The organism is Novosphingobium sp. AP12 (genome assembly GCF_000281975.1).
Lineage (GTDB): Bacteria > Pseudomonadota > Alphaproteobacteria > Sphingomonadales > Sphingomonadaceae > Novosphingobium.
The window spans coordinates 1-19,160 of record NZ_AKKE01000053.1; the positions used below are offsets into that span (position 1 = coordinate 1).

22 protein-coding genes are annotated in these 19,160 nt (G+C 64.7%); 8 read left to right on the forward strand and 14 right to left on the reverse strand.

The window, feature by feature from the left end; all coding sequences use genetic code 11:
• Nucleotides 1–117: 117 nt before the first annotated feature.
• The 5 genes from PMI02_RS09515 to PMI02_RS09535 all read right to left on the reverse strand — a co-directional run bounded on the left by PMI02_RS09515 (nt 118) and on the right by PMI02_RS09535 (nt 4,781).
• Complete coding sequence (locus tag PMI02_RS09515) at nt 118–1,071, reverse strand: aldo/keto reductase (protein WP_052025503.1); 954 nt, start codon at nt 1,069–1,071, stop codon at nt 118–120.
• Between the two features lie 204 nt (nt 1,072–1,275).
• A complete protein-coding gene (locus PMI02_RS09520) occupies nt 1,276–2,016 on the reverse strand; it encodes an SDR family oxidoreductase (protein ID WP_007681984.1) in 741 nt (246 codons plus the stop codon).
• Between the two features lie 27 nt (nt 2,017–2,043).
• Entirely contained in the window at nt 2,044–2,901 is an 858-nt protein-coding gene (locus PMI02_RS09525; RefSeq protein ID WP_007681985.1) for an aldo/keto reductase, read from the reverse strand.
• 20 nt (nt 2,902–2,921) lie between these two features.
• Entirely contained in the window at nt 2,922–3,902 is a 981-nt protein-coding gene (locus PMI02_RS09530; protein ID WP_007681987.1) for an aldo/keto reductase, read from the reverse strand.
• A gap of 42 nt (nt 3,903–3,944) precedes the next feature.
• On the reverse strand, nt 3,945–4,781 hold the full coding sequence (locus PMI02_RS09535; RefSeq protein WP_007681988.1) for an oxidoreductase: 837 nt from the start codon (nt 4,779–4,781) through the stop codon (nt 3,945–3,947).
• Nucleotides 4,782–4,918: 137 nt separating this feature from the next.
• Here PMI02_RS09535 and PMI02_RS09540 point away from each other — a divergent pair, with 137 nt between their 5' ends.
• Nucleotides 4,919–5,842: a LysR family transcriptional regulator gene (locus PMI02_RS09540; protein WP_007681989.1), complete on the forward strand. Its 924-nt coding sequence runs from the start codon at nt 4,919–4,921 to the stop codon at nt 5,840–5,842.
• 333 nt (nt 5,843–6,175) lie between these two features.
• On the opposite strand, the gene PMI02_RS09545 is transcribed toward PMI02_RS09540, so the two are convergent.
• Complete coding sequence (locus PMI02_RS09545) at nt 6,176–6,733, reverse strand: TetR/AcrR family transcriptional regulator (RefSeq protein ID WP_007681990.1); 558 nt, start codon at nt 6,731–6,733, stop codon at nt 6,176–6,178.
• A 115-nt stretch (nt 6,734–6,848) separates the two neighbouring features.
• Between PMI02_RS09545 and PMI02_RS09550 the strand changes: the two genes are divergently transcribed.
• The gene (locus tag PMI02_RS09550; RefSeq protein ID WP_007681991.1) at nt 6,849–7,508 is read left to right on the forward strand and encodes a glutathione S-transferase; all 660 of its coding nucleotides are present in this window, start codon (nt 6,849–6,851) and stop codon (nt 7,506–7,508) included.
• Nucleotides 7,509–7,578: 70 nt separating this feature from the next.
• On the opposite strand, the gene PMI02_RS09555 is transcribed toward PMI02_RS09550, so the two are convergent.
• From PMI02_RS09555 to PMI02_RS09570, 4 genes are all read right to left on the reverse strand, one after another.
• Complete coding sequence (locus tag PMI02_RS09555; protein ID WP_007681992.1) at nt 7,579–8,211, reverse strand: class I SAM-dependent methyltransferase; 633 nt, start codon at nt 8,209–8,211, stop codon at nt 7,579–7,581.
• An 82-nt stretch (nt 8,212–8,293) separates the two neighbouring features.
• Nucleotides 8,294–8,689 (reverse strand): nuclear transport factor 2 family protein, encoded by a 396-nt coding sequence (locus tag PMI02_RS09560; RefSeq protein ID WP_007681993.1) that lies wholly within the window; start codon nt 8,687–8,689, stop codon nt 8,294–8,296.
• Between the two features lie 62 nt (nt 8,690–8,751).
• Complete coding sequence (locus PMI02_RS09565; protein WP_007681995.1) at nt 8,752–9,351, reverse strand: NADPH-dependent F420 reductase; 600 nt, start codon at nt 9,349–9,351, stop codon at nt 8,752–8,754.
• 67 nt (nt 9,352–9,418) lie between these two features.
• Nucleotides 9,419–10,153: an SDR family NAD(P)-dependent oxidoreductase gene (locus PMI02_RS09570; RefSeq protein ID WP_007681996.1), complete on the reverse strand. Its 735-nt coding sequence runs from the start codon at nt 10,151–10,153 to the stop codon at nt 9,419–9,421.
• A gap of 226 nt (nt 10,154–10,379) precedes the next feature.
• Here PMI02_RS09570 and PMI02_RS09575 point away from each other — a divergent pair, with 226 nt between their 5' ends.
• The gene (locus PMI02_RS09575) at nt 10,380–11,300 is read left to right on the forward strand and encodes a LysR family transcriptional regulator (protein WP_007681997.1); all 921 of its coding nucleotides are present in this window, start codon (nt 10,380–10,382) and stop codon (nt 11,298–11,300) included.
• A 193-nt stretch (nt 11,301–11,493) separates the two neighbouring features.
• Here the strand turns inward: PMI02_RS09575 and pcaF are convergent, their stop codons facing one another.
• From pcaF to PMI02_RS09590, 3 genes are read right to left on the reverse strand one after another with little or no spacing between them, the layout of a single operon-like run.
• The gene (pcaF, locus tag PMI02_RS09580) at nt 11,494–12,699 is read right to left on the reverse strand and encodes a 3-oxoadipyl-CoA thiolase (RefSeq protein WP_007681998.1); all 1,206 of its coding nucleotides are present in this window, start codon (nt 12,697–12,699) and stop codon (nt 11,494–11,496) included.
• A 13-nt stretch (nt 12,700–12,712) separates the two neighbouring features.
• Nucleotides 12,713–13,360 (reverse strand): 3-oxoacid CoA-transferase subunit B, encoded by a 648-nt coding sequence (locus tag PMI02_RS09585; protein ID WP_007681999.1) that lies wholly within the window; start codon nt 13,358–13,360, stop codon nt 12,713–12,715.
• A 14-nt stretch (nt 13,361–13,374) separates the two neighbouring features.
• Nucleotides 13,375–14,067 carry a 3-oxoacid CoA-transferase subunit A gene (locus tag PMI02_RS09590; RefSeq protein WP_007682000.1) on the reverse strand — a complete coding sequence of 231 codons (693 nt, stop codon included), beginning with the start codon at nt 14,065–14,067 and terminating at the stop codon, nt 13,375–13,377.
• Between the two features lie 107 nt (nt 14,068–14,174).
• Between PMI02_RS09590 and PMI02_RS09595 the strand changes: the two genes are divergently transcribed.
• Nucleotides 14,175–14,948 carry an IclR family transcriptional regulator C-terminal domain-containing protein gene (locus PMI02_RS09595; protein ID WP_036503183.1) on the forward strand — a complete coding sequence of 258 codons (774 nt, stop codon included), beginning with the start codon at nt 14,175–14,177 and terminating at the stop codon, nt 14,946–14,948.
• A gap of 24 nt (nt 14,949–14,972) precedes the next feature.
• Here PMI02_RS09595 and PMI02_RS09600 read toward each other — a convergent pair whose 3' ends face one another.
• The gene (locus PMI02_RS09600) at nt 14,973–15,503 is read right to left on the reverse strand and encodes a MarR family winged helix-turn-helix transcriptional regulator (RefSeq protein WP_007682002.1); all 531 of its coding nucleotides are present in this window, start codon (nt 15,501–15,503) and stop codon (nt 14,973–14,975) included.
• A gap of 87 nt (nt 15,504–15,590) precedes the next feature.
• On the opposite strand from PMI02_RS09600, the gene PMI02_RS09605 reads away from it, so the two are divergent.
• From PMI02_RS09605 to PMI02_RS09620, 4 genes are read left to right on the forward strand one after another with little or no spacing between them, the layout of a single operon-like run.
• Nucleotides 15,591–16,532 carry a hydroxymethylglutaryl-CoA lyase gene (locus tag PMI02_RS09605; RefSeq protein ID WP_007682003.1) on the forward strand — a complete coding sequence of 314 codons (942 nt, stop codon included), beginning with the start codon at nt 15,591–15,593 and terminating at the stop codon, nt 16,530–16,532.
• On the forward strand, nt 16,525–17,253 hold the full coding sequence (locus tag PMI02_RS09610) for an enoyl-CoA hydratase/isomerase family protein (protein ID WP_007682004.1): 729 nt from the start codon (nt 16,525–16,527) through the stop codon (nt 17,251–17,253). Before PMI02_RS09605 ends, PMI02_RS09610 begins: the two co-directional genes overlap by 8 nt.
• Nucleotides 17,250–18,401 carry a CaiB/BaiF CoA-transferase family protein gene (locus tag PMI02_RS09615; RefSeq protein WP_007682005.1) on the forward strand — a complete coding sequence of 384 codons (1,152 nt, stop codon included), beginning with the start codon at nt 17,250–17,252 and terminating at the stop codon, nt 18,399–18,401. Before PMI02_RS09610 ends, PMI02_RS09615 begins: the two co-directional genes overlap by 4 nt.
• Complete coding sequence (locus tag PMI02_RS09620; RefSeq protein ID WP_007682006.1) at nt 18,398–19,156, forward strand: enoyl-CoA hydratase/isomerase family protein; 759 nt, start codon at nt 18,398–18,400, stop codon at nt 19,154–19,156. The genes PMI02_RS09615 and PMI02_RS09620 overlap by 4 nt, the downstream gene beginning before the upstream one ends.
• Nucleotides 19,157–19,160 lie beyond the last annotated feature (4 nt).

Below are 19,160 nucleotides of genomic sequence, written 5' to 3' on the forward strand. Positions count from 1 at the left end.
CACCACATTGACGGACGTGACCCGATCCTTTCTCCTGGGTGCAGGCGGACGTGCTAACGAAAGCAAGTACCGCGGGGGTGGCGAGCAGCGCGCGACGCGAGAAAGTGTCCGCGCCACTCACGATGCCCTCGGCGGGGCTTCGACCCCGGAAAATGCCTGGGCCGCGGGAAGCAGGCGATCGCCCTGGATTACGATGGCCGCAACGGCGGCATTGAGTTCCTGCACCTCGGCGGGCGTGAAGCGGATCGCCATCGCGCCGGCATTCTCGGTCATATGCGCCATCTGCGTGGTGCCGGGGATGGGCACGATCCACGGGTGCTGCGCGCCCAACCACGCGAGTGCGATCTGTCCCGGCGTCGCGCCTTTCCGCTCCGCCCACTGCTTCGCCAAAGCCACCAGCGCCAAATTGTGCGAGAGATTGTCGGCGGAGAAACGCGTCTCGCCGCCGCGAATATCGCCGGGCGCGAAGCGCGTCTGCGCGTCGATCGCGCCGGTCAGGAAGCCCACGCCGAGCGGGCTCCAGCAGACCAGGCCGATGCCGAGCTGCGCGCAGAGCGGGACGACCGTTTCCTTGGGCCCGCGCCAGAGCATCGAATATTCGTTCTGGACAGCGGTCACGGGCAACTCTGCATGCGCACGGCGGAGCGTGTTCGGCCCCATCTCGCACAGGCCCCAGTGCAGCACCTTGCCCTGCGCCTTGAGATCCCCGATCGCGCCGGCGACGTCCTCGATCGGCACTGCGGGATCGACGCGGTGCTGGTAGAGCAGATCGATGCGATCGGTGCGCAACCGCTTCAGGCTGCCCTCGACCGCCGCCTTGATATGCGCCGGCCGGCTGTTGAGCCCGGGTAGGCGCTTGCCCGTCGCCGGATCGATGTTCCAGCCGAACTTGGACGCGATCACGATCCGGTCGCGGGACGGCTGCGCGGCCTCGCCGAGGATGCGCTCATTCTCCAGCGGCCCGTAGGCTTCGGCGGTGTCGAAGAACGTTATGCTCCGATCATGGGCGGCGCGGATGATGCGCAGCATCTCGGGGCGGCTGGGGATGGTGGTCTGATAGGTGCGATGCATGTTCTGGACACCGAGGCCGACGCTGGACACCTCCAGCGTGCCGAGCCTGCGACGATCGCCACGCGGTGCCGGCGATGCCCCAGCCGGGGCCGGCGCCGGCCGCGCCGATCGACGCGGCTGCAAGCCCGGCGCCCGCTGCGCCCAGCACAGCGCGCCGGCTCACCTGTCCCGATCTGTCATCCATCGAATGCACCTCCGTCGCGGTCAGAGTTCGTGGTTGGTCGGGCGGAACAGGATCTCGTTGACGTCGACATCCTCCGGCTGCTCCATCGCGAAGGCAACCATGCGGGCGAAGGTATCCGCTGGCACCGTACCCCTGGCGAACAGCGTACGGACATTCTCGGCGATGTCGGGATCGGTGACGCTGCCCGGCAGCTCCGTATCCGTCGCGCCGGGCGAGATCACCGTCGTGCGGATGTTGTAGGGCTTCACCTCCTGGCGGAGCCCTTCCGAGATCACGCGCACCGCGGTCTTGGTGGCGGAATAGACCGAGCTGGTCGGGATGACCTTGAAGCCCGCCACCGACGACACGTTGATGATGTGGCCGCTGAGCTGCCGCTGCATGTGCGGTAGCACCGCCGCGATGCCGTAGAGCATGCCCTTCAGGTTGACGTCGATCATCCGGTCCCAGTCGGCGATCTTCAGCCGTTCCAGCGGCGAGAGCGGCATGATGCCGGCATTGTTGAGGATCATGTCGACCCGGCCGAACGCTGCCACCGCGGTGTCGACCAGCCGTTGGACCTGATCGGCCTGCGTCACGTCGGTGGGAACGGCCAGTGCACTGCCGTCCCCGCCGAGTTCCTCCGCCAGCGCCGCCAGCCGATCAGCACGGCGCGCGCCCAGGACCACCTTGGCGCCGGACGCCGACAGGCGGCGCGCGGTCGCGGCGCCAAGACCGCTGCTCGCGCCGGTGATCACGACGACTTTGTTTTCGATATTGCTCACGGGCTGCCCTTCTACCGGTCGTCGAGATTAGAGTTTGCGGGTGCCGAGCCACTTCACCTTCTCGGGATCGCGATGGTCGAAGAAGCTGCTGGCTTTCTGGTCGAGCGTAGCGATCGCGGCGATGTCGTCGGCGTCGAGCGCGAAGTCGAAGATCGCGAAATTCTCGGCCATGCGCTCCTTGCGCACTGACTTGGGGATGGCGACGATGCCGCGCTGATGAAGCCAGCGCAGCACGACCTGCGCGATGCTCTTGCCATGCTTCTGCGCGATTTCGGCGAGCAGTTCGTTGGAGAACAGCCCGTTCTTACCCTCGGCGAACGGACCCCAGGCTTCGGCCTGGACCTTGTATTCGTCGAGGATCGCCTTGGCGTCATCTTGGCTATGGAAGGGATGGATCTCGATCTGATTGACCGCCGGCGTCACGTCGTTGTGCAGCACGAAGTCGACGAGGCGATCGGGATAGAAGTTGCTGACGCCGATTGCGCGGATGCGCCCCGCCTTGTGCAACTCCTCCATCGCGCGCCACGCGCCATAAACGTCACCGTAAGGCTGGTGGATCAGCCACAGATCGAGATAATCGAGCTGGAGCTTGTTAATCGAGCGCTCGAACACGGCCTTGGCGCCCTCGTAGCTGGCGTCCTCGATCCACAGCTTGGTGGTGACGAACAACTCGGACCGGTCGATGCCGTGGTTGCGGATCGCCGCGCCGACCGCTTCCTCGTTGCCGTAGGAGGTCGCGGTATCGAGCAGCCGATAGCCGACGTCGATCGCGTCGCGCACGCTGCGCTCGCACTCGGCTGGGTCTGGCACCTGGAACACGCCGAACCCCAGGCTGGGCATCTCGATGCCGTTGTTGAGCGTGACGGTGGGGATATTGCTGATCATGGATGGTCTCCGGCTGAAAGTCAGCGGTTGATGAGGGTCTGATGCGAGGCTGGGTAGCGCTCGCCCACGACCTCGATCCCGGCAAGCGCGTCGCGGATCCGGGACAGATCGCCGCCGGTCAGCACCACGCCGGCTCCGCCGAGATTCTCCCCGAGCCGGTGCAGCTTGGTGGTGCCGGGAATCGGCACGATCCAGGGCCGCTGGGCGAGCAGCCAGGCGAGCGCGACCTGCGCGGGGGTACAACCTTTTTCCGCCGCAAGCGTGGAGACGAGATCGACCAGCGCCTGGTTCGCGGCGAGCGCATCGGCCTGGAAGCGGGGCACGGTGCTGCGGAAATCGTCCTTGGCGAACACCGTATCGGACGCGAGCTTGCCGGTCAGGAAGCCCTTGCCGAGCGGCGCGAACGGCACGAAGCCGATGCCAAGCTCTTCCAGCAGCGGCAGGATCTCCGCCTCGGGCTCGCGCCAGAACATCGAATATTCGCTCTGCAGCGCGGCGACCGGCTGCACCGCATGCGCGCGGCGGATCGCCTCGGGGCCGGCTTCCGACAGGCCGAAATGCTTGACCTTGCCGGCGGCGATCAACTCCTGGACGGTCCCCGCGACGTCCTCGATCGGCACGTTCGGGTCAACACGGTGCTGGTAGAACAGGTCGATCCGGTCGGTGCGCAGGCGCTGCAACGCTTCGTCCGCGACCTGGCGGATTCGCTCGGGGCGGCTGTCCAGCCCCTGCGCGGGGACGCCGTTCACGAAGCCGAACTTGGTCGCGATCACCACCTGATCGCGGACCGGGGCCAGCGCCTCGCCGACCAACTCCTCGTTGTCGCCGGGGCCATAGGCCTCGGCGCTGTCGAAGAAGGTGACGCCCCGATCATGCGCGGCGCGGATCAGCGCGATCGCCTCGCCACGATCGGCGGCGGGGCCGTAGCCGAAGCTCAACCCCATGCAGCCGTAGCCGAGCGCGGAGACCTCGAGTCCTTGGCCGAGATATCGTTTTTCCATCATCTGGTCCTTTGTTCAGCGGCGGCAGCGTCCAGCGGTCGCTCAATCATTCTTCGAAAAATCGGTGGCCCCGCTCGCGACCTCAGCCGCCGCGATCTCGTCGAGCTGCGCCTGCAGCGCCTTGCGCACGATCTCGACCGCATCGCCGCCGAGCAGCAGGCGCTTCGGTAGCGTCGGCCGGGCGATCGTTTCGACGATGAGCTTCGCGGCGCGCCTCGGGTCGCCCGGCTGGGTGCCGTCGGTGCGATCGTTCGCCTTGCGGCGCGGCCCGACCGTGTCGGCGTAAGCGTCGATCTCGGTCCTGGCGCCCTTTAACGACCGGCCCGCGAAGTCGGTGCGGAACGCGCCCGGCTCGATCACCATCACGCGCAGGCCGAGCGGCTCGACCTCGGTCTTGAGCGTCAGAGTGATGCCTTCCTGCGCCATCTTGGCCGCCGAATAATAGCCGGAGCCCGGATTGTGCACCTGCGCCCCGATCGAGGAGAAGTTGACGATCGTGCCCTGTCGCCGTGCGCGCATCGCCGGCAGCACCGCCTTCATCAGCGCGACGGGGCCGAACACATGCGTCGCGAACAGGTCGGCGACATCCTGTTCGTCGCCTTCCTCGACGGCGGCGCGGTAGCCGTAGCCCGCATTGTTGACGAGCACGTCGATGGCGCCGAACCGTGCTGTCGCCTGTTCGACGGCTGCGGCGATCGACGCCTTGTCGTTGAGATCAAGTGCGAGGGCGAGCGCCCGGCCCGGAAAAGCCTGCTCGAAGTCTCGCACTTTGTCCGCGTCCCGCGCGGTCACGACCGCGCTGAACCCTGCCTCCAGCACCGCGGTCGCGAGGCTGTGACCGAGGCCGGACGAACAACCGGTGATGAACCATGTAGCCATCGAAAACTCCTTCGGCGTCCGGCTTGCCCGAAGACCACCGAACGATTGCGCCCCCGCGCTGAGGTCTTGAAATAGCTATCGGGGACAGCTTCGATTAGAGGTGGCAATCAACAAGGCGCTTTAAGGCCAGCTAATCAATGACCACCGAGAACTTCAACAACCTCGCCGCGTTCGTCGCGGTCGCCAAGGAGCGCAGCTTCACACGCGCCGCAGCCAAACAGGGCGTGTCGGCGTCAGCGCTGAGCCAGACGATCAAGGCCCTGGAAGCCCGCCTTGGCGTCCGCTTGCTCACCCGCAGTACCCGCAGCGTTTCGGCGACGGAGGCCGGAGAAAGGCTGCTGCGCACGCTTGCGCCGCGCTTCGAGGAGATCGAGCAGGAACTGGGTTCTCTCAGTGCTCTTAGCGAGAAGCCGGCCGGTACGATCAGGATCACCGCTGGGGAACATCCGGCGGTATCGATCCTGCAGCCCGCGCTTCGGCGTATCGTGTCCGACTACCCCGACCTGCACGTCGAGATCGTCGTCGACTATGGTCTGACCGACATCGTCGCTGAGGGATATGACGCGGGGGTCCGCATGGGCGAGCAAGTGGCCAAGGACATGATCGCCGTCCGCATCGGCCCCGACATGCGGATGGCGGTCGTCGGCACGCCGGGCTATTTCGAACGATATCCGCGCCCCGGAACGCCGCAGGATCTGACGGCTCACAACTGCATCAACATCCGCTTGCCAACCTACGGCGGCTTGTTCGCTTGGGAGTTCGAGAGAAACGGCCGCGAGGTCCGGGTGCGCGTTGAGGGCCAGGTCGTGGTCAACCACGGTGTCGTGCGGCTCGCGAGCGTCCTCGATGGCTTGGGTCTCGCGTATTTGCCGGAGGACCAGATTATCGACCATTGTGCGTCGGGCCGCCTTGTGAGGGTTTTGGACGACTGGTGCCCGCCATTTTCGGGATACCATCTCTATTACCCAAGCCGGCGGCATGCGTCCCCGGCATTCTCCATCGTATTGGACGCGCTTCGTTACCCTCGTGCTGCGTTATCCCACGCGACTACGGACGGTTGAACATACGCTGCCTTAGAGAGTACTCGGCATTTACATCGGCCAACAGAGGGCGGCAGCTCTCGGATAAAACCGTCCCTACAATAGATTAAAACCAAGGTCGGCATCGTAACACTGGATCCGGCGGCAGCCGACCAATGCCATCGTTAGGATCCCCTCGGATGGACGTCAGGTTTTGACAGAAGCTGCCTATCGTGCCGCCGAGCAGATGATTTCCACGATTTCGGCCAGACGTGCGCGCCGCTCGTGCTGCAGAACCTCATCAAATATCCACTCAGCTAGCATCTGCGTCGGCGCACCGCCGACGGCGGTCCAATTGCCAGCAGCCGAGCAGGATCATGGCTCTAAAAGGCCGGATGTTCGGTAGGTGTCGATCAGTGTATCGAAAAGCGTGATGTCGGCGCGACTCCGCGCCATCAGCTGCGCGCCAGCGGTAGCCGCGAAGATTGCCCGCGCCTTCGCCTCGCATTTCTCCGGGCTGCAACGCTTGGCGTCAGCCAGTGTCTTCGCCAGCCAGGCGACATTGACGTCTGCAAAGGCTTGGACCTCAACCTTCACCGCATCCGGCAGATCGTCATATTCGGCAGCCATGAAGCTGCCGAGGCACAGCCTGTTGTCGTTCTCGAGCGACTGCCGGAAGGTGCCCGGAAAGGCGGACAGCAGCGCGGCGGGATCGCTCTCCCGCTCAGACATCGCCGACAGATTAGCGGCAGCGTTCTCCCAATAGCGGCGCGCCACGGCGACAGCGAGATCGGCCTTGCTCGGGAAGTGGTGATAGATGCTGGCATGCTTGATGCCGACTTCCTCGGCCAGCTCGCGAAAATTTATCCCGGCGTAGCCACGCGACTGCGCGGTCTGCTTCGCCGCTGCGAGGATTGCTTCGCGCGAACTCATCTTGCCTGCCTGATCCGTATGTCACCTACCATGTGAAAGGTAGGTCTTGACGATTCGAAACGCAACAGTGTAGACCGGCGACCTACCAAGTGGTAGGTAGAGTCGGAGATAAACAATGCTGATGATCTATGATTGGTATGACGGGCCCTATCCATCGCGCGTTCGTATCGCGGTTGCTGAACTGGGGCTGGCGTCGCGTGTCCGCTTCACCTCGGTCGATCTTTGGAAGGGCGAGCACAAGCGCGCTGACTTTCTCGCGAAGAACTATTCGGGCACCCTTCCCGTGCTCCAGATCGAGGACGGCACCTATCTCGCCGAGTGCACGGCGATCACGCAGTATCTCGATGCCCTTGGTGATGCACCCCGGCTGACGGGCGCGACACCGCGCGAGCAGGGCATGATCCACATGATGAACAAGCGCGCGGAGATCGAGTTTCTAGATGCGATCAGCGTCTATTTCCATCATGCTACGGCGGGTCTCGGACCCGAGGTCGAGCTCTATCAAAATGAGGAGTGGGGCCTACGCATGCGCGACAAGGCGCTGCGCGGCGCGCGCTACTTCGACGACGTCCTCAAGGCGCAGCCGTTCGTGGCTGGCGACGCGTTCTCGATGGCGGACATCACGGTGAATGCCGGCTTCGTCTTCGCCAAGATCGTCGACCTGGAAATTCCAGCCGAGCTTAGCAGCCTGCATGCATGGCACGTCCGGATGATGGAGCGTTCGAGCGTGCAGCTCTGGGAGGAGATGCACCTGACCGACCAATCGAAGCCTTGATGATGGTCGGCTGCGGCGCAGCCTCAATCTCAGTTTTGAGGTGAGGTAACCGGTCGACCCCGATTACAGGTCAACGCTTCACGAACCGGTATGCGAACCGATCGGTCTTGCCCTTGACCGCGGGATCGAACACCTTCGCCGCGTGCGGATCGTGATCGTTGGCGAGAAGGGTGCTTTCGGCGTCCAGGACGAAGCCGGCCGCCGTCACCGCCTCGCGCACCGTTGCAGGGTCGATCCGATGCAACGACTGCGTGTCGGTCGTGCCCGTCTCCGACGCGGCGGCGTGATCGACAATGACGAAGAACCCGCCAGGGTTGAGCCGCTCGTAGACGGCACGGTTGAAGCTCGCCGCCGTCGCGCCCTTCGCCTTGATCAACTTGGTGTGGAGATCGTGATAAAACAGGTGCATCCACACGACATCCGCTGGCCCAGTGACCTCGCCCATCGCCACGAGATCCGCCGAAGCCGCTTCGACGTTCTCCCGGCCCGGTTCGCCCGCGAGCGCTCGCATGCGGTCAAGTTGATCGTCCTTCAAAACAGCGATTTCCGCCGGCACAAAGCTGTAAACCCGCCCTTCAGGACCGGCGATATCGGAGAACAAGCGGGTCCAGTCGCCGTCGCCGGGATAGACGTCGATGACGGTGGATCCCGCCTCGACGCGTGCGAACCGGGTCAGCTCGCGCGTTGTGCATTGATCGTACATCGAGATCTCCGATAGAGTCAGACTTCCGGCGAGCGCAGGGTCTGCGGCATTGAGAGACGGGCTTCTTATTGCCTCTTGCCCCTCAGGCAGAAGCCCGCGCCATGGCCTGGGTGTCGATATATTCCTGGATGCGTACCAACTTGCCGTCCCTGACGGTGATGTCGAAGACCCACTCGTCCCTGAACGGCTTGCCTGTGGCTTTGATTTTGCCGGTGGCGACACCGACGACGAAGACCCGGTCTCCCTGCCCGAAAAATTCAGGAGGCGTGGGGTAGATCATCTCCACGTCCTCGGACGCTGTCTTGAGCGCAGCCGCCAAGCCGGCGTGCCCCCGGTGCGTGCCGGCCAGCGGCCAGCCCTCGCCGGGGATGATCCACTCGATGTCCTCGCCGACCAGCGCCAGCAGGTCCTGCTCGTTATACTCACCGATCGCGGCGAAGAAGTCCTTCACGGTCTGCATGTTTCGTTCGATGCTCATGACCATTTCTCCGTTGCGCACGCGACGGTATCACTGGCGATCCCGTCGCGTGCGTCGTGTCGTCAGTCGATCTTGATGAGGTCCTTGAAAATCAGCCGGCCCCAGCTGTTCCCGCGCGCCTGAACGAGCAGCCCGCCTTCCGACAACCCGCCCAGCGTGATCGGGGCGAAACCGAGCTCTTCCGCGAGCCCAACGATCTGCGTGGCAGCATCTTCGTCGTCGCTGGCCAGGAACACCGCCCGGTTGCCGCCGGCGACAGACGGATCCTGATCGAGTTTCGCAGCGATCAGATGATTGAAGCCCTTGACCAGCTTCGCTCCGGAAAACGCCTTCGCGATGAACGCAGAAGACGGCAGTCCATCCAAACTCTCGGGGGCAACGCCATAGGCGTTGGTCACATCGACGATCGTCTTACCCTGCCAGGTCGAAAGTGCCTTCGCCACATCCGGATGCGCCTCGAAACGGACGGCCAGGAAGATAACGTCGGCCTTGATCGCGTCCGCCAGCGTGGTGGCGACGACCACAGGCCCGATCGCCGCGGCCTCGGACGCAAAGCTTTCCGGATCGCGTGTGGTCGCGACGGATACGGGGATGTCCTTTCGGGCGAACGCCTTTGCAAGTGCCTTGCCGATGCTGCCGAAGCCAATGATTGCGTAGCTCATATCTTGTCTCTCGCTATTGCCACGCCGACGGGCGCCCCGGTCGAGGGACGCCCGACGGCGCGTCGGGTCAGAGTTGCGCCAGGCCGCCGTCGACGGCGACTTCGCTCGCGGTCATGAAGCTGCTGTCGTCCGAGGCGAGGAAGGCAGCGGCTGCTGCCTGCTCCGAAGCCTCGCCCATGCGTTGAAAGCCGGTCATCGCGCCGTAGGCCTTCACGCCCTCGTCGCCCAGCGCCGCCACGGCGAGTTCGGTCGCCACCGCTCCGGGCGACAGCACGTTCACGCGGATGCCGGTACCTTTCAGGTCCTCCGCCCAAGTCCGCGCAAGGTTGCGCACCGCCGCCTTGCTCGCGCTATACGCGGTCATCGCAGGCGCGCCGGTGGTGCCGGCGCTCGATCCTGTCAGGATGATCGACCCGCCCTCGCGCATCAGTGGCAGCGCCTTCTGGATCGTGAAGATCGTGCCCTTCACGTTGGTGGTGAAGGTCTCGTCGATGTGCGCCGCGGTAAGATCGCCGAGCTTGGCCATGCTGCCCGTGCCCGCATTGGCGAAGACGATGTCGAGCGTACCGCGCTCCTCCTTCACCGCGGCGTAGAGCCGGTCCAGGTCAGCCTCATCGGTGACCGAGCCCTGCACGGCACGAGCGTTGGGCCCGAGTTCGGCGAGAGCGGCGTCGAGCGCGTCCTGGCGGCGGCCGAAGATGAAGACGAACGCGCCCTCCTCGACGAAGCGCTTGGCGGACGCGAGGCCGATGCCGGTGGCACCACCGGTGATCACTGCAGTCTTTCCGTTCAGTCGGGTCATGTCGTGCTTCCTTGGTTTCGCCCCATCGGGCCGATGCGGTGCGGCGGATCCCGCCGAGAGCAACAATATGGGCGCACCGGAGGCACGCGATCAGTCAGCAATTGCGCACATCGGTGGTGCGAAAACGATCCGGATGCACGGTTGAATTAGCAGCGGATCGGGAGCACGCCGTAAGACCTGATAAATTTAGCTGCAAAAGTCGCATCGCGCGGCGCGGGAATGCACCATGCTGAACTGGGACGACGTTCGATACTTTCTTGCAGCAGCACGGGGGGGCTCAGTGCGAGCCGCAGCAAAACAACTCGGCGTGAACCACGCGACCGTGCTGAGGCGCATCGCCCAACTTGAGGATCGTCTCGGGGCGCAGATGTTCGAAAGACTGCCCTCGGGCTATCGCCTGACGATGGCGGGCGACGAGGTTCTCGAGTTTGCACAGCAGATGGAAGCGTCATCGCACCAGCTCGAAACGCGCGTCTTCGGGCGCGATCAGAGCGTTCGTGGGCTCCTGCGGGTGACGCTGCCGCCGCCTCTCGCGGCACATCTGCTTATGCCGGACTTAGCCGATTTCACCCGCTTGCATCCCGGCATCGAGATGGACATCCTGTCATCCGGCGAACTGGCAAACCTGACCAACCGGGAGGCCGACGTAGCGATCCGCGTCGTTTACGACCGCGAAACGCTGCCGCCCAATCTGCATGGTCTAAAGGGACCGGAGCTTTTTGGGGGCTTTTACTTATCCGCCGATTGTCTCGCTAATGGGCGCGCCGGATCACCCGGGCATAGGTGGATTGCCATAAGCGGCCACGGCGTACCGCACTGGACCAAGGAGGGGGAGGATCGAAGCACTGGAGTGCCCTTCAGGACCAAAGATCTCGAAACGCAGATCGCGGCGGTACGGCAAGGTATCGGAATGACGGCATTGCCGTGCTTCATCGGGGACGCCGACCCCTTGCTGGAGAGGGTTCCGGGTACAAACCGACACCTCTACGGACCTGTCTGGCTGCTCACGCATGGCGAGACCCGCAAGACGAAGCGCGTCCGGCTGTTCACGGAATTCATATCTCGCAGACTAGCCGCCTACGTTCCGCTCCTCGCTGGCCTCTCCAAGTCATCCGACTTGGGAGTCGAAGGTCGGCTTTTGTTGTAACCTGACCTTCCACGGTGTTGAAGTGAAGGACAGGAATGTCCCACGATGCGGTGTTCGGCTTTCGGCGGCACGCGACCAGTTCATGTTGTTCCCGAACCACGGGGCAATGGCGACTTTGAACAATATCCGCCATAACGCTCATGGCGCATCAAAGCGTATGTCACAGCTTCACTGTCGTAGTTTATGTGCTCCGTCACACTTTCTCTACGGCAAGCGCGAGCCCCATTCCCACGCCGATGCACAAAGTGGCAAGGCCGCGTCTGTCGCCGGATTTTTCAAGCTGGTGGACTAACGTCATAGCAAGACGTGCGCCCGACATGCCAAGCGGGTGGCCCAGCGCTATGGCGCCGCCGTTCGCGTTCACGTGCGGGGCATCGTCGGGAAGACCAAGGCCGCGGAGCACAGCGAGGCCCTGGCTGGCGAAGGCCTCGTTCAGTTCGATTGCGTCGAAGTCGCCGATCGACAGGCCCAGTTGCGTCATCAGCTTCTGGGTCGCGGGTAGAGGGCCGATGCCCATCACGCGCGGTTCCACTCCGACCGCCGCCATGCCCATGATGCGCGCGCGGGGGATAAGTCCGTGTGCCTTTGCAGCAGCTTCGGTTGCGACGATCATTGCAGCCGCTCCGTCGTTAATGCCAGAGGCATTGCCGGCAGTCACTGACCCGTCGGTGAACAAAGGGCGCAGCTTTCTCAGGGCCTCGATATTGGCATCGGCTCGGGGATGCTCGTCTACAGATACTTCCAGCGTCTCGCCGCGCTTTCGGCCGGGCACGGTGACCGGCACGATCTCCTCGGCCAGGAAACCGTTGCCCTGCGCGGCGACGGCGCGTTGCTGGCTGCGCAGAGCAAACGCATCCTGGTCGTTGCGGGTTATGCCATATTGCTGCGCGACGTTTTCGCCGGTGCGTGGCATCGTCTCGGTACCGTACAAAGCCTCGAGCGCCGGGTTGACGAAACGCCAGCCCATCGTCGTGTCTTCCATCTTCTGGGCGCGGCCGAACGGGGCGTCGGCCTTGCCCATGACGAAGGGCGCTCGGGTCATGCTTTCGACGCCGCCGGCGATGGCCATCGCCATCTCGCCCGACCGGATCGCGCGCGCTGCAGCGCCGACCGCTTCGAGGCCGGAGGCGCACAGCCGGTTGATCGTGACCCCGGGAACCGTATGCGGCAGGCCTGCGAGCAGCAGGCTCATGCGGGCGACGTTGCGGTTGTCCTCTCCCGACTGGTTCGCGCAGCCGTAGAAGACTTCTTCAATGGCGACGGGGTCGAGGCCCGGGTTGCGCGCGACGAGGGCCTTCATGGGCAAGGCGCCAAGATCGTCGGCGCGCACGCCGGAAAGGATGCCACCGTAGCGGCCGATAGGTGTGCGAACCGCGTCGCAGATGAAAGCGTCGGTCATGTCGGCCCCTCCTTCAGGCTGGCGCGGATGCGCGCAAAGGTACGCCCGTCAGGCGTTCCAGTTCGTCGATGCTTACGCCGTCGACCGTTTCGATCACGCGCGCGCCTTTGAGGCCGACGTCAAACACGGCGAGATCAGTGTAGATGCGCGAGACGCAGCCCAGCCCCGTGAGCGGGTACGTACAGGCCTCCACCAGCTTGCTTTTGCCCTGGCGCGTGAGAAGTTCCATCATCACGAACGTCTGCTTGGCACCGATCGCAAGGTCCATCGCCCCGCCGACCGCCGGAATCGCGCCCGGCTCTCCGGTGTGCCAGTTGGCGAGGTCGCCGTGGATGGACACCTGGAACGCGCCCAGCACACAGATGTCGAGGTGGCCCCCGCGCATCATCGCAAAGCTGTCCGCATGGTGGAAGAAGCAGCCGCCGCTCAGCAGCGTCACCGCCTGTTTGCCCGCGTTGATGAGTTCCCAGTCCTCTTCCCCGGGTGCAGGGGCGGGGCCCATGCCGAGCAGGCCGTTCTCGCTCTGCAGGAAGATGTCGCGGCCGGTGTCGAGATAGTTGGCGACCTTGGTCGGAAGGCCGATGCCCAGGTTCACATAGGCCCCTTCGGGAATGTCACGGGCGACGCGGGCGGCCATCTGGTCGCGGTTCAGGCGGTTCATGCGTGGTCTCCGGGTCAGGCTGCGGCGGCGGCGAGTGTGGCGACGCCTGCAATCGCGACGACGTGCTGGACGAAGATGCCCGGCGTGACCACCGCTTCGGGATCAAGGTCGCCCAACGCCACCACCTCGCCGACCTGTGCAATGGTGGTACGCGCGGCCATCGCCATGATCGGGCCGAAATTGCGCGCCGTCTTGCGATAGACCAGGTTACCCCAGCGGTCGGCGCGATGGGCCTTGATGAGCGCGAAATCGGCGTGGATCGGGTATTCCAGGACGTGACGCCGCCCGTCGATCTCGCGGGTTTCCTTTCCCTGTGCCAACAGGGTGCCGTAGCCGGTGGGGGTAAAGATCGCCCCCAGGCCAGCACCTGCCGCCTGGATGCGGGCGGCAAGGTTGCCCTGCGGCACCAGCTCGAGCTCCAGCTGGCCGGCGCGGTAGGCGGCGTCGAAGTGGTGCGAATCCGACTGACGAGGGAATGAGCAAACGATCCTGCGTACCCGCCCTGCCTTTATCAGCGCGGCAACGCCGGTTTCGCCGTTGCCGGCATTGTTGTTGATGATGGTAAGATCGCCCACTCCGCGCGTAATCAGTGCGTCGATCAGCTCATCGGGCATCCCGGCCGTGCCGAAGCCGCCGATCATCACCGACGCGCCATCTTGGATGTCGGCCACCGCGGCTTCGGCGTTGGCCACTTGCTTGTCGATCATGCCACTCTCCTGGATGCCGTTTGCGCTTGCGGTGTTCGCGCATGACTTGCCTAGGTCAACCGATAAACGTATTATTGTCCGATAATCGTTCATAAATTCAGGATTGAATGGCGATGCTCGAAGCGGAAGGTGACCCCGAATTCATGACCTCGCTGGCGCGCGGCCTGGCGGTTCTGCGCTGCTTTGCGGACGAGCAGAAGCCTATGACAATCGCGCAGGCGAGCCGGCTGACCGGGCTGAGCCGCCCGGCGGTGAAGCGTTGCCTGCACACCCTCTCGCGCCTGGGCTACGCCGCGCAGGACGGCACCCAATACAGCCTGAGGCCCAAGGCATTGGCGCTGGGCTATGCCTATCTTTCGTCGAGCACCTTCGCCATGCGCGCCCAGCCCTTGCTGGATACATTGCGCGACGAACTGCACGAATCGTGTTCCGTCGGCGTGATCGAGGAGGACGAAGTCTACTACGTCGCAAGGGCCGAGATTTCGCGGATCATGTCGATCGCCCTGCGAGTCGGCAGTCGCCTTCCGCTGTACTGCACGTCGATGGGGCGTGTGCTGCTGGCGGCTCAGGATCGGGCCGACCAAGTGGCTTATCTCCGGCGAACCGAACTGGTCGCGCGCACGGCGCGGACTTGTGTGGATCGTTCGCTTCTGCTCGACATCCTCCACCGCGTGGCGGAAGAGGGTTACGCCATTGTCGATCAGGAACTGGAGCAGGGGCTGGTTTCAGTCGCGGTGCCTGTGATCGCGCGTGGGCGCGTGGTGGGGGCGCTCAACATGGGGGCACAAGCGGCCCGGGTTCCAATCGTAGAGTTGCGCACGCGCTACCTTCCCGCGCTACGCCGTTCAGCCCGGGAACTGGGCACCACAGGGCTCGGGTAGCACGGCGACTGGCTGGAGGGTAGGTCAATCCTCGCCGAACGCAGCTTCCTCGGCGATGAAGCCCTTTGCAGTGCGGCTCAAAATGTCGAGGGCTTCAAGCAGCACGGTCAATTGTTCATCCGAAAGGGCGGCGCGAAAGGCATGGTCGCGTTCGCGCGCGGCTTCGATCAACGCAGCGTAGCGCTGCTGCCCCTCTTCCGACAGGTTCAGTTCCACTGCGCGACGCCCCGCAGGAGAAGGGCAGCGGGTTACGAGCCCGCGCGCAATTAGCGAGGTGACGACGCGGCTGGTCTGCGCCTTGTCGAGCCCTGATTCGCGCGCAAGTTGCATCAGGCTCATCGCCGGGGTGGCGGCCAGCAAAGCGATAGTGCGCCACTCACCCAAGCTCACGTCGCTCTCTCGGCGAAAGCGCAGTGCGGCGCTGCGCGACATCAGCCCGGCCGCGCGTGACACCCTGTAGGATACTAGATCGCGGATCGTCGCCGCCATTCCTGCGGTCGCGTCGGCCTTTACCGGAGAAATCCTCAGTACCTTTGCCGCCTGTTTGCCTGCCATTGTTTTTCAACCACTCCACTGTTGACTATATCAACACATAGTCCTATCTCGGCCTCAAGCTACAGAACAGCAAGCCGGAGGGGAACCATGTCAGATCCCGTTGTTATCTGCGAATGTTTCGCGCGCGATGGCCTGCAGCACGAAACCGCCATGCTTTCGGCGCAGGACAAGATCGCCGCGATCGACGCTTTCACCGCCGCCGGCTTTCGCCGGATAGAGGCGACCAGCTACAGCAATCCCGCTCGCGTCCCGGCCTTCCAGGACGCCACCGAAGTTCTGGCCGGCATCCATCGCCGCGACGGCGTGCGCTACAAGGCGACCTGCCCCAACCAGCGTGCCGTTGCGCGCGCCATCGCCGATCTGGATGCCGGCCATGGGGCGGAGGAGCTGAGCCTGCTCGTCTCCGCTACCGAGGCACACACCGAACGCAACTTGCGCACTAGCCGCGAAAAGCAGTGGGCCAACGTCGCCGAAATGGCCGCCGCCGCGGATGGTCGCTTCACGCTGGTCGGGGTCATCTCCATGGCGCTCGGCTGCCCGTTCGAAGGGTATGTCGACCCCGGCAGCGTGGTGGCCGACGTGCAGCGCTTTGCCGAAATGGGCGTGCGGCTCGTCACCATTGGCGACACCACGGGTTACGCCACGCCCTCCACGGTCCGCCAATTGTTCCGCCGCTTGCTGGCCGAAGTGCCGGAGGTCGTGCCCGTCGCGCATTTCCACAACACGCGCGGCTCGGGCATCGCCAACTGCATGGCGGCGCTGGAAGTGGGGGCTACCCATTTCGACAGCTCGATCGGCGGCGTCGGCGGGCACCCCGCGCAGATCCAGTACGGCGAAGGCCTGACCGGCAACGTCGCCACCGAAGACCTCGTCAACCTGCTCGAGGCCGAGGGGGTCGATACCGGCATCGATCGCGACGCGCTGCTCGAAGCCTCGCGCCTGTGCGAGCGGCTGCTGGGCCGCGAACTCTATTCGCTTGTCGCGCGCTCGGGCTTCGGGCTGCGTATGAAGGAACCCGAACATGCCTGATTCCGTGCTGCTTACGCAGGATCGCGGCGCCGTCCGCATCGTCACAATGAACCGGCCGGCGCAGTTGAACGCGCTCGACACTCCTTTGACCCAAGCCCTGCTCGACGCGCTGGAGGCGGCCGACGCCGACCCCGAAGTGCGCGCGGTGGTATTGACGGGCGAGGGGCGGGGATTCTGTGCCGGCGCCGATCTTTCGGAATTCAAGGACCTGACGCCAGATCAGCAGGACCGCGTGGTCAAGCGCGCCGATCTGACCTGTCGCACCCAGTCTATCCTTCAGAAAATGGCGACGCCGGTGGTTTCTGCCGTGCGCGGCCCCGCTGTCGGCGGCGGCGCCGGGCTGGCAGTCGGGTCCGACATGATGGTGGCCGCGCCCGACGTGAAATTCGGCTATCCCGAACTCAAGCATTCGATCGTCCCGGCGCTGGTGATGACGGGCATGCAGCGCGCCATCGGACGCAAGCTGGCGTTCGAACTGTTCAGCACGGGTCGTCTGCTTTCGGGCGAGGAACTGTTTGCGCTGGGCCTTGCCAACCGACTGGTAGATGCCGACGCTGTTCTGGACACCGCGATCGAGATCGCCGAGACTTGGGCCGAGGCGAGCCCGCTGGCGATGGCAGCGTCCAAGTCGCTGTTCTACCGCGTGGCAGACCTGTCCTACGATCAGGCGATGGCGGCGGGCCGCGACGTCAACGCGCTGATGCGGAGCTTCCGCAAGTGAAGCCGCTCGACGGGATCCGCATCCTCGATTTCTCGCGCGTGCTCGCGGGGCCTTTTTCGACCCAGATCCTGGCGGAGTTGGGCGCTGAGGTCGTCAAGATCGAGCGGCCCGGCGGCGGCGACGAATCGCGCGTGTTCGAACCGCGCCTGCCCGGCGGCGAAAGCGCCTATTTCTTCGCGCTCAATCGCGGCAAGCGTTCGGTGACGATAAACCTCAAGTCCGAGGAAGGCCGTGCTGCCGCGCGCGAACTGGCAGCGGGCGCGGACGTCGTGGTGGAGAACTTCCTCCCTGGCGAAATGGCGCGCCACGGGCTCGACTACGCCAGTCTTTCAGGCGTGAATCCTAGGCTGGTCTACGTGTCGAACACCGGATTCGGGCAGACCGGGCCCTACCGGGACCGCAAGGGCTACGACACGATCTTCCAGGCGTTGTCGGGCGTGATGAACCTGACCGGCCATCCCGATGGGCCGCCCGCCAAGGTAGGTCTGCCTTTTGCCGATCTGACTTCGGGCCTGTACATCGCTATCGCCATCCTGACCGGGCTGGTGGGGCGTGCGACCTCGGGCCGGGGTGCTCATATCGACTTGTCGATGATGGACGTGCAGACCAGTCTGCTGAGCATTTCCGCCGCGCGTCTGTTTGCGCTGGACGAGGACCCGCAGCGGGTCGGCACCGAGCATCCGGGCCGCGTCCCTTCCGCCGCCTTCCAGTGCCGTGACGGACGCTGGCTGCACCTGAGCGGCAGCGACCAGCACTGGGCGCCGGTCTGCCGCGCGCTCGGCCTCGACGCGCTGATCGACGATCCGCGCATGATCAACAACGCCGCGCGCGTTGCTCACCGCGAGGAGGTGATGGGTGAACTGCGCGCCGCCTTCGCCCAGCACGAGCGCGCCGCCATCGCCGAGGCGCTGCGCGAAGCCGGGGTTCCGGCGGGCGAAGTCAATTCGGTGCGAGAAATCCTGTCGGACCCGCATATCGCCGCGCGCGAGATGATCGGCCACTTCGATCATCCAGTAGAAGGGCGCTTCCCGGCATTGCGCAACCCACTGCGCTTCGACGGGTTCGATGACCCGGAGATCGGCGTTCCGCCGCTGCTGGGCGCGGATAACGACGCCATTTTGGGGCACACGGGGGTAGCCGCGCAATGACCGACATGCCGATCCTGCTGAGCCAGGCCGATGGCATCGCCCGCTTGACGCTCAACCGGCCAGAGGCGCGCAATGCGCTCAATCTGACGATGTGCAACGCACTGCGGGAGGCTTTCGTCGACTACGACGCCGATCCCGAGGTGCGCGTAGTGCTGGTGGATGCTGCCGGGCCGGTGTTTTGCGCCGGGGCCGACCTCAAGGAACGACAAGGCAAGGATGAACGCTGGGTCCGCTCGCGCCGGCTTGCTTCCTTCGCCGCTTACGAGGCAATCGAGCGGTGCAGCAAGCCCGTGGTCGCGGTGGTGAACGGCCCGGTCGTCGGTTCGGGCGGCGAGATCGCGATGGCGTGCGACTTCATCCTTGCTTCGCCTGCCGCGAGCTTCCGCTTTCCCGAACCGCAGTGGGGCACGGTGGGCGCGACCCAGCGCCTCCAGCGCGTGATCGGCAAGCGCCGTGCCAAGGAACTGCTGTTCACTGGGCGCAAGATGCCGGTCGAGGAAGCCTATGCGCTGGGCCTTGTGGCGCGCCTGTCGGATGACGTGGCGGAGGAGGCGGAAAGCGTCGCGGCGGATATCGCTAAGGCCCCGGCGCTGGCCATGGCTCTCACCAAGCAGGCGATAGACCTGAGCGAGGAAGTGGCGCTCACCACCGGCATTCGCATAGAAATGGCGCAGATCGAGCGTAACCTCGCCGATGACGGCTGGAAGTCCGGCATCGCGCGCTTCGCGCAGTCGGTGAACTCGCAGGGAGAATGACGAG

Excerpts from the sequence above, each read along its gene's own strand:
- PMI02_RS09515 (WP_052025503.1), bottom strand. The coding sequence starts at position 1,071 with ATGCATCGCACCTATCAGACCACCATCCCCAGCCGCCCCGAGATGCTG.
- PMI02_RS09525 (WP_007681985.1), bottom strand. The coding sequence starts at position 2,901 with ATGATCAGCAATATCCCCACCGTCACGCTCAACAACGGCATCGAGATG.
- PMI02_RS09530 (WP_007681987.1), bottom strand. The coding sequence starts at position 3,902 with ATGGAAAAACGATATCTCGGCCAAGGACTCGAGGTCTCCGCGCTCGGC.
- PMI02_RS09535 (WP_007681988.1), bottom strand. The coding sequence starts at position 4,781 with ATGGCTACATGGTTCATCACCGGTTGTTCGTCCGGCCTCGGTCACAGC.
- PMI02_RS09540 (WP_007681989.1), top strand. The coding sequence starts at position 4,919 with ATGACCACCGAGAACTTCAACAACCTCGCCGCGTTCGTCGCGGTCGCC.
- PMI02_RS09545 (WP_007681990.1), bottom strand. The coding sequence starts at position 6,733 with ATGAGTTCGCGCGAAGCAATCCTCGCAGCGGCGAAGCAGACCGCGCAG.
- PMI02_RS09550 (WP_007681991.1), top strand. The coding sequence starts at position 6,849 with ATGCTGATGATCTATGATTGGTATGACGGGCCCTATCCATCGCGCGTT.
- PMI02_RS09555 (WP_007681992.1), bottom strand. The coding sequence starts at position 8,211 with ATGTACGATCAATGCACAACGCGCGAGCTGACCCGGTTCGCACGCGTC.
- PMI02_RS09560 (WP_007681993.1), bottom strand. The coding sequence starts at position 8,689 with ATGAGCATCGAACGAAACATGCAGACCGTGAAGGACTTCTTCGCCGCG.
- PMI02_RS09565 (WP_007681995.1), bottom strand. The coding sequence starts at position 9,351 with ATGAGCTACGCAATCATTGGCTTCGGCAGCATCGGCAAGGCACTTGCA.
- PMI02_RS09570 (WP_007681996.1), bottom strand. The coding sequence starts at position 10,153 with ATGACCCGACTGAACGGAAAGACTGCAGTGATCACCGGTGGTGCCACC.
- PMI02_RS09575 (WP_007681997.1), top strand. The coding sequence starts at position 10,380 with ATGCTGAACTGGGACGACGTTCGATACTTTCTTGCAGCAGCACGGGGG.
- pcaF (WP_007681998.1), bottom strand. The coding sequence starts at position 12,699 with ATGACCGACGCTTTCATCTGCGACGCGGTTCGCACACCTATCGGCCGC.
- PMI02_RS09585 (WP_007681999.1), bottom strand. The coding sequence starts at position 13,360 with ATGAACCGCCTGAACCGCGACCAGATGGCCGCCCGCGTCGCCCGTGAC.
- PMI02_RS09590 (WP_007682000.1), bottom strand. The coding sequence starts at position 14,067 with ATGATCGACAAGCAAGTGGCCAACGCCGAAGCCGCGGTGGCCGACATC.
- PMI02_RS09595 (WP_036503183.1), top strand. The coding sequence starts at position 14,175 with ATGGCGATGCTCGAAGCGGAAGGTGACCCCGAATTCATGACCTCGCTG.
- PMI02_RS09600 (WP_007682002.1), bottom strand. The coding sequence starts at position 15,503 with ATGGCAGGCAAACAGGCGGCAAAGGTACTGAGGATTTCTCCGGTAAAG.
- PMI02_RS09605 (WP_007682003.1), top strand. The coding sequence starts at position 15,591 with ATGTCAGATCCCGTTGTTATCTGCGAATGTTTCGCGCGCGATGGCCTG.
- PMI02_RS09610 (WP_007682004.1), top strand. The coding sequence starts at position 16,525 with ATGCCTGATTCCGTGCTGCTTACGCAGGATCGCGGCGCCGTCCGCATC.
- PMI02_RS09620 (WP_007682006.1), top strand. The coding sequence starts at position 18,398 with ATGACCGACATGCCGATCCTGCTGAGCCAGGCCGATGGCATCGCCCGC.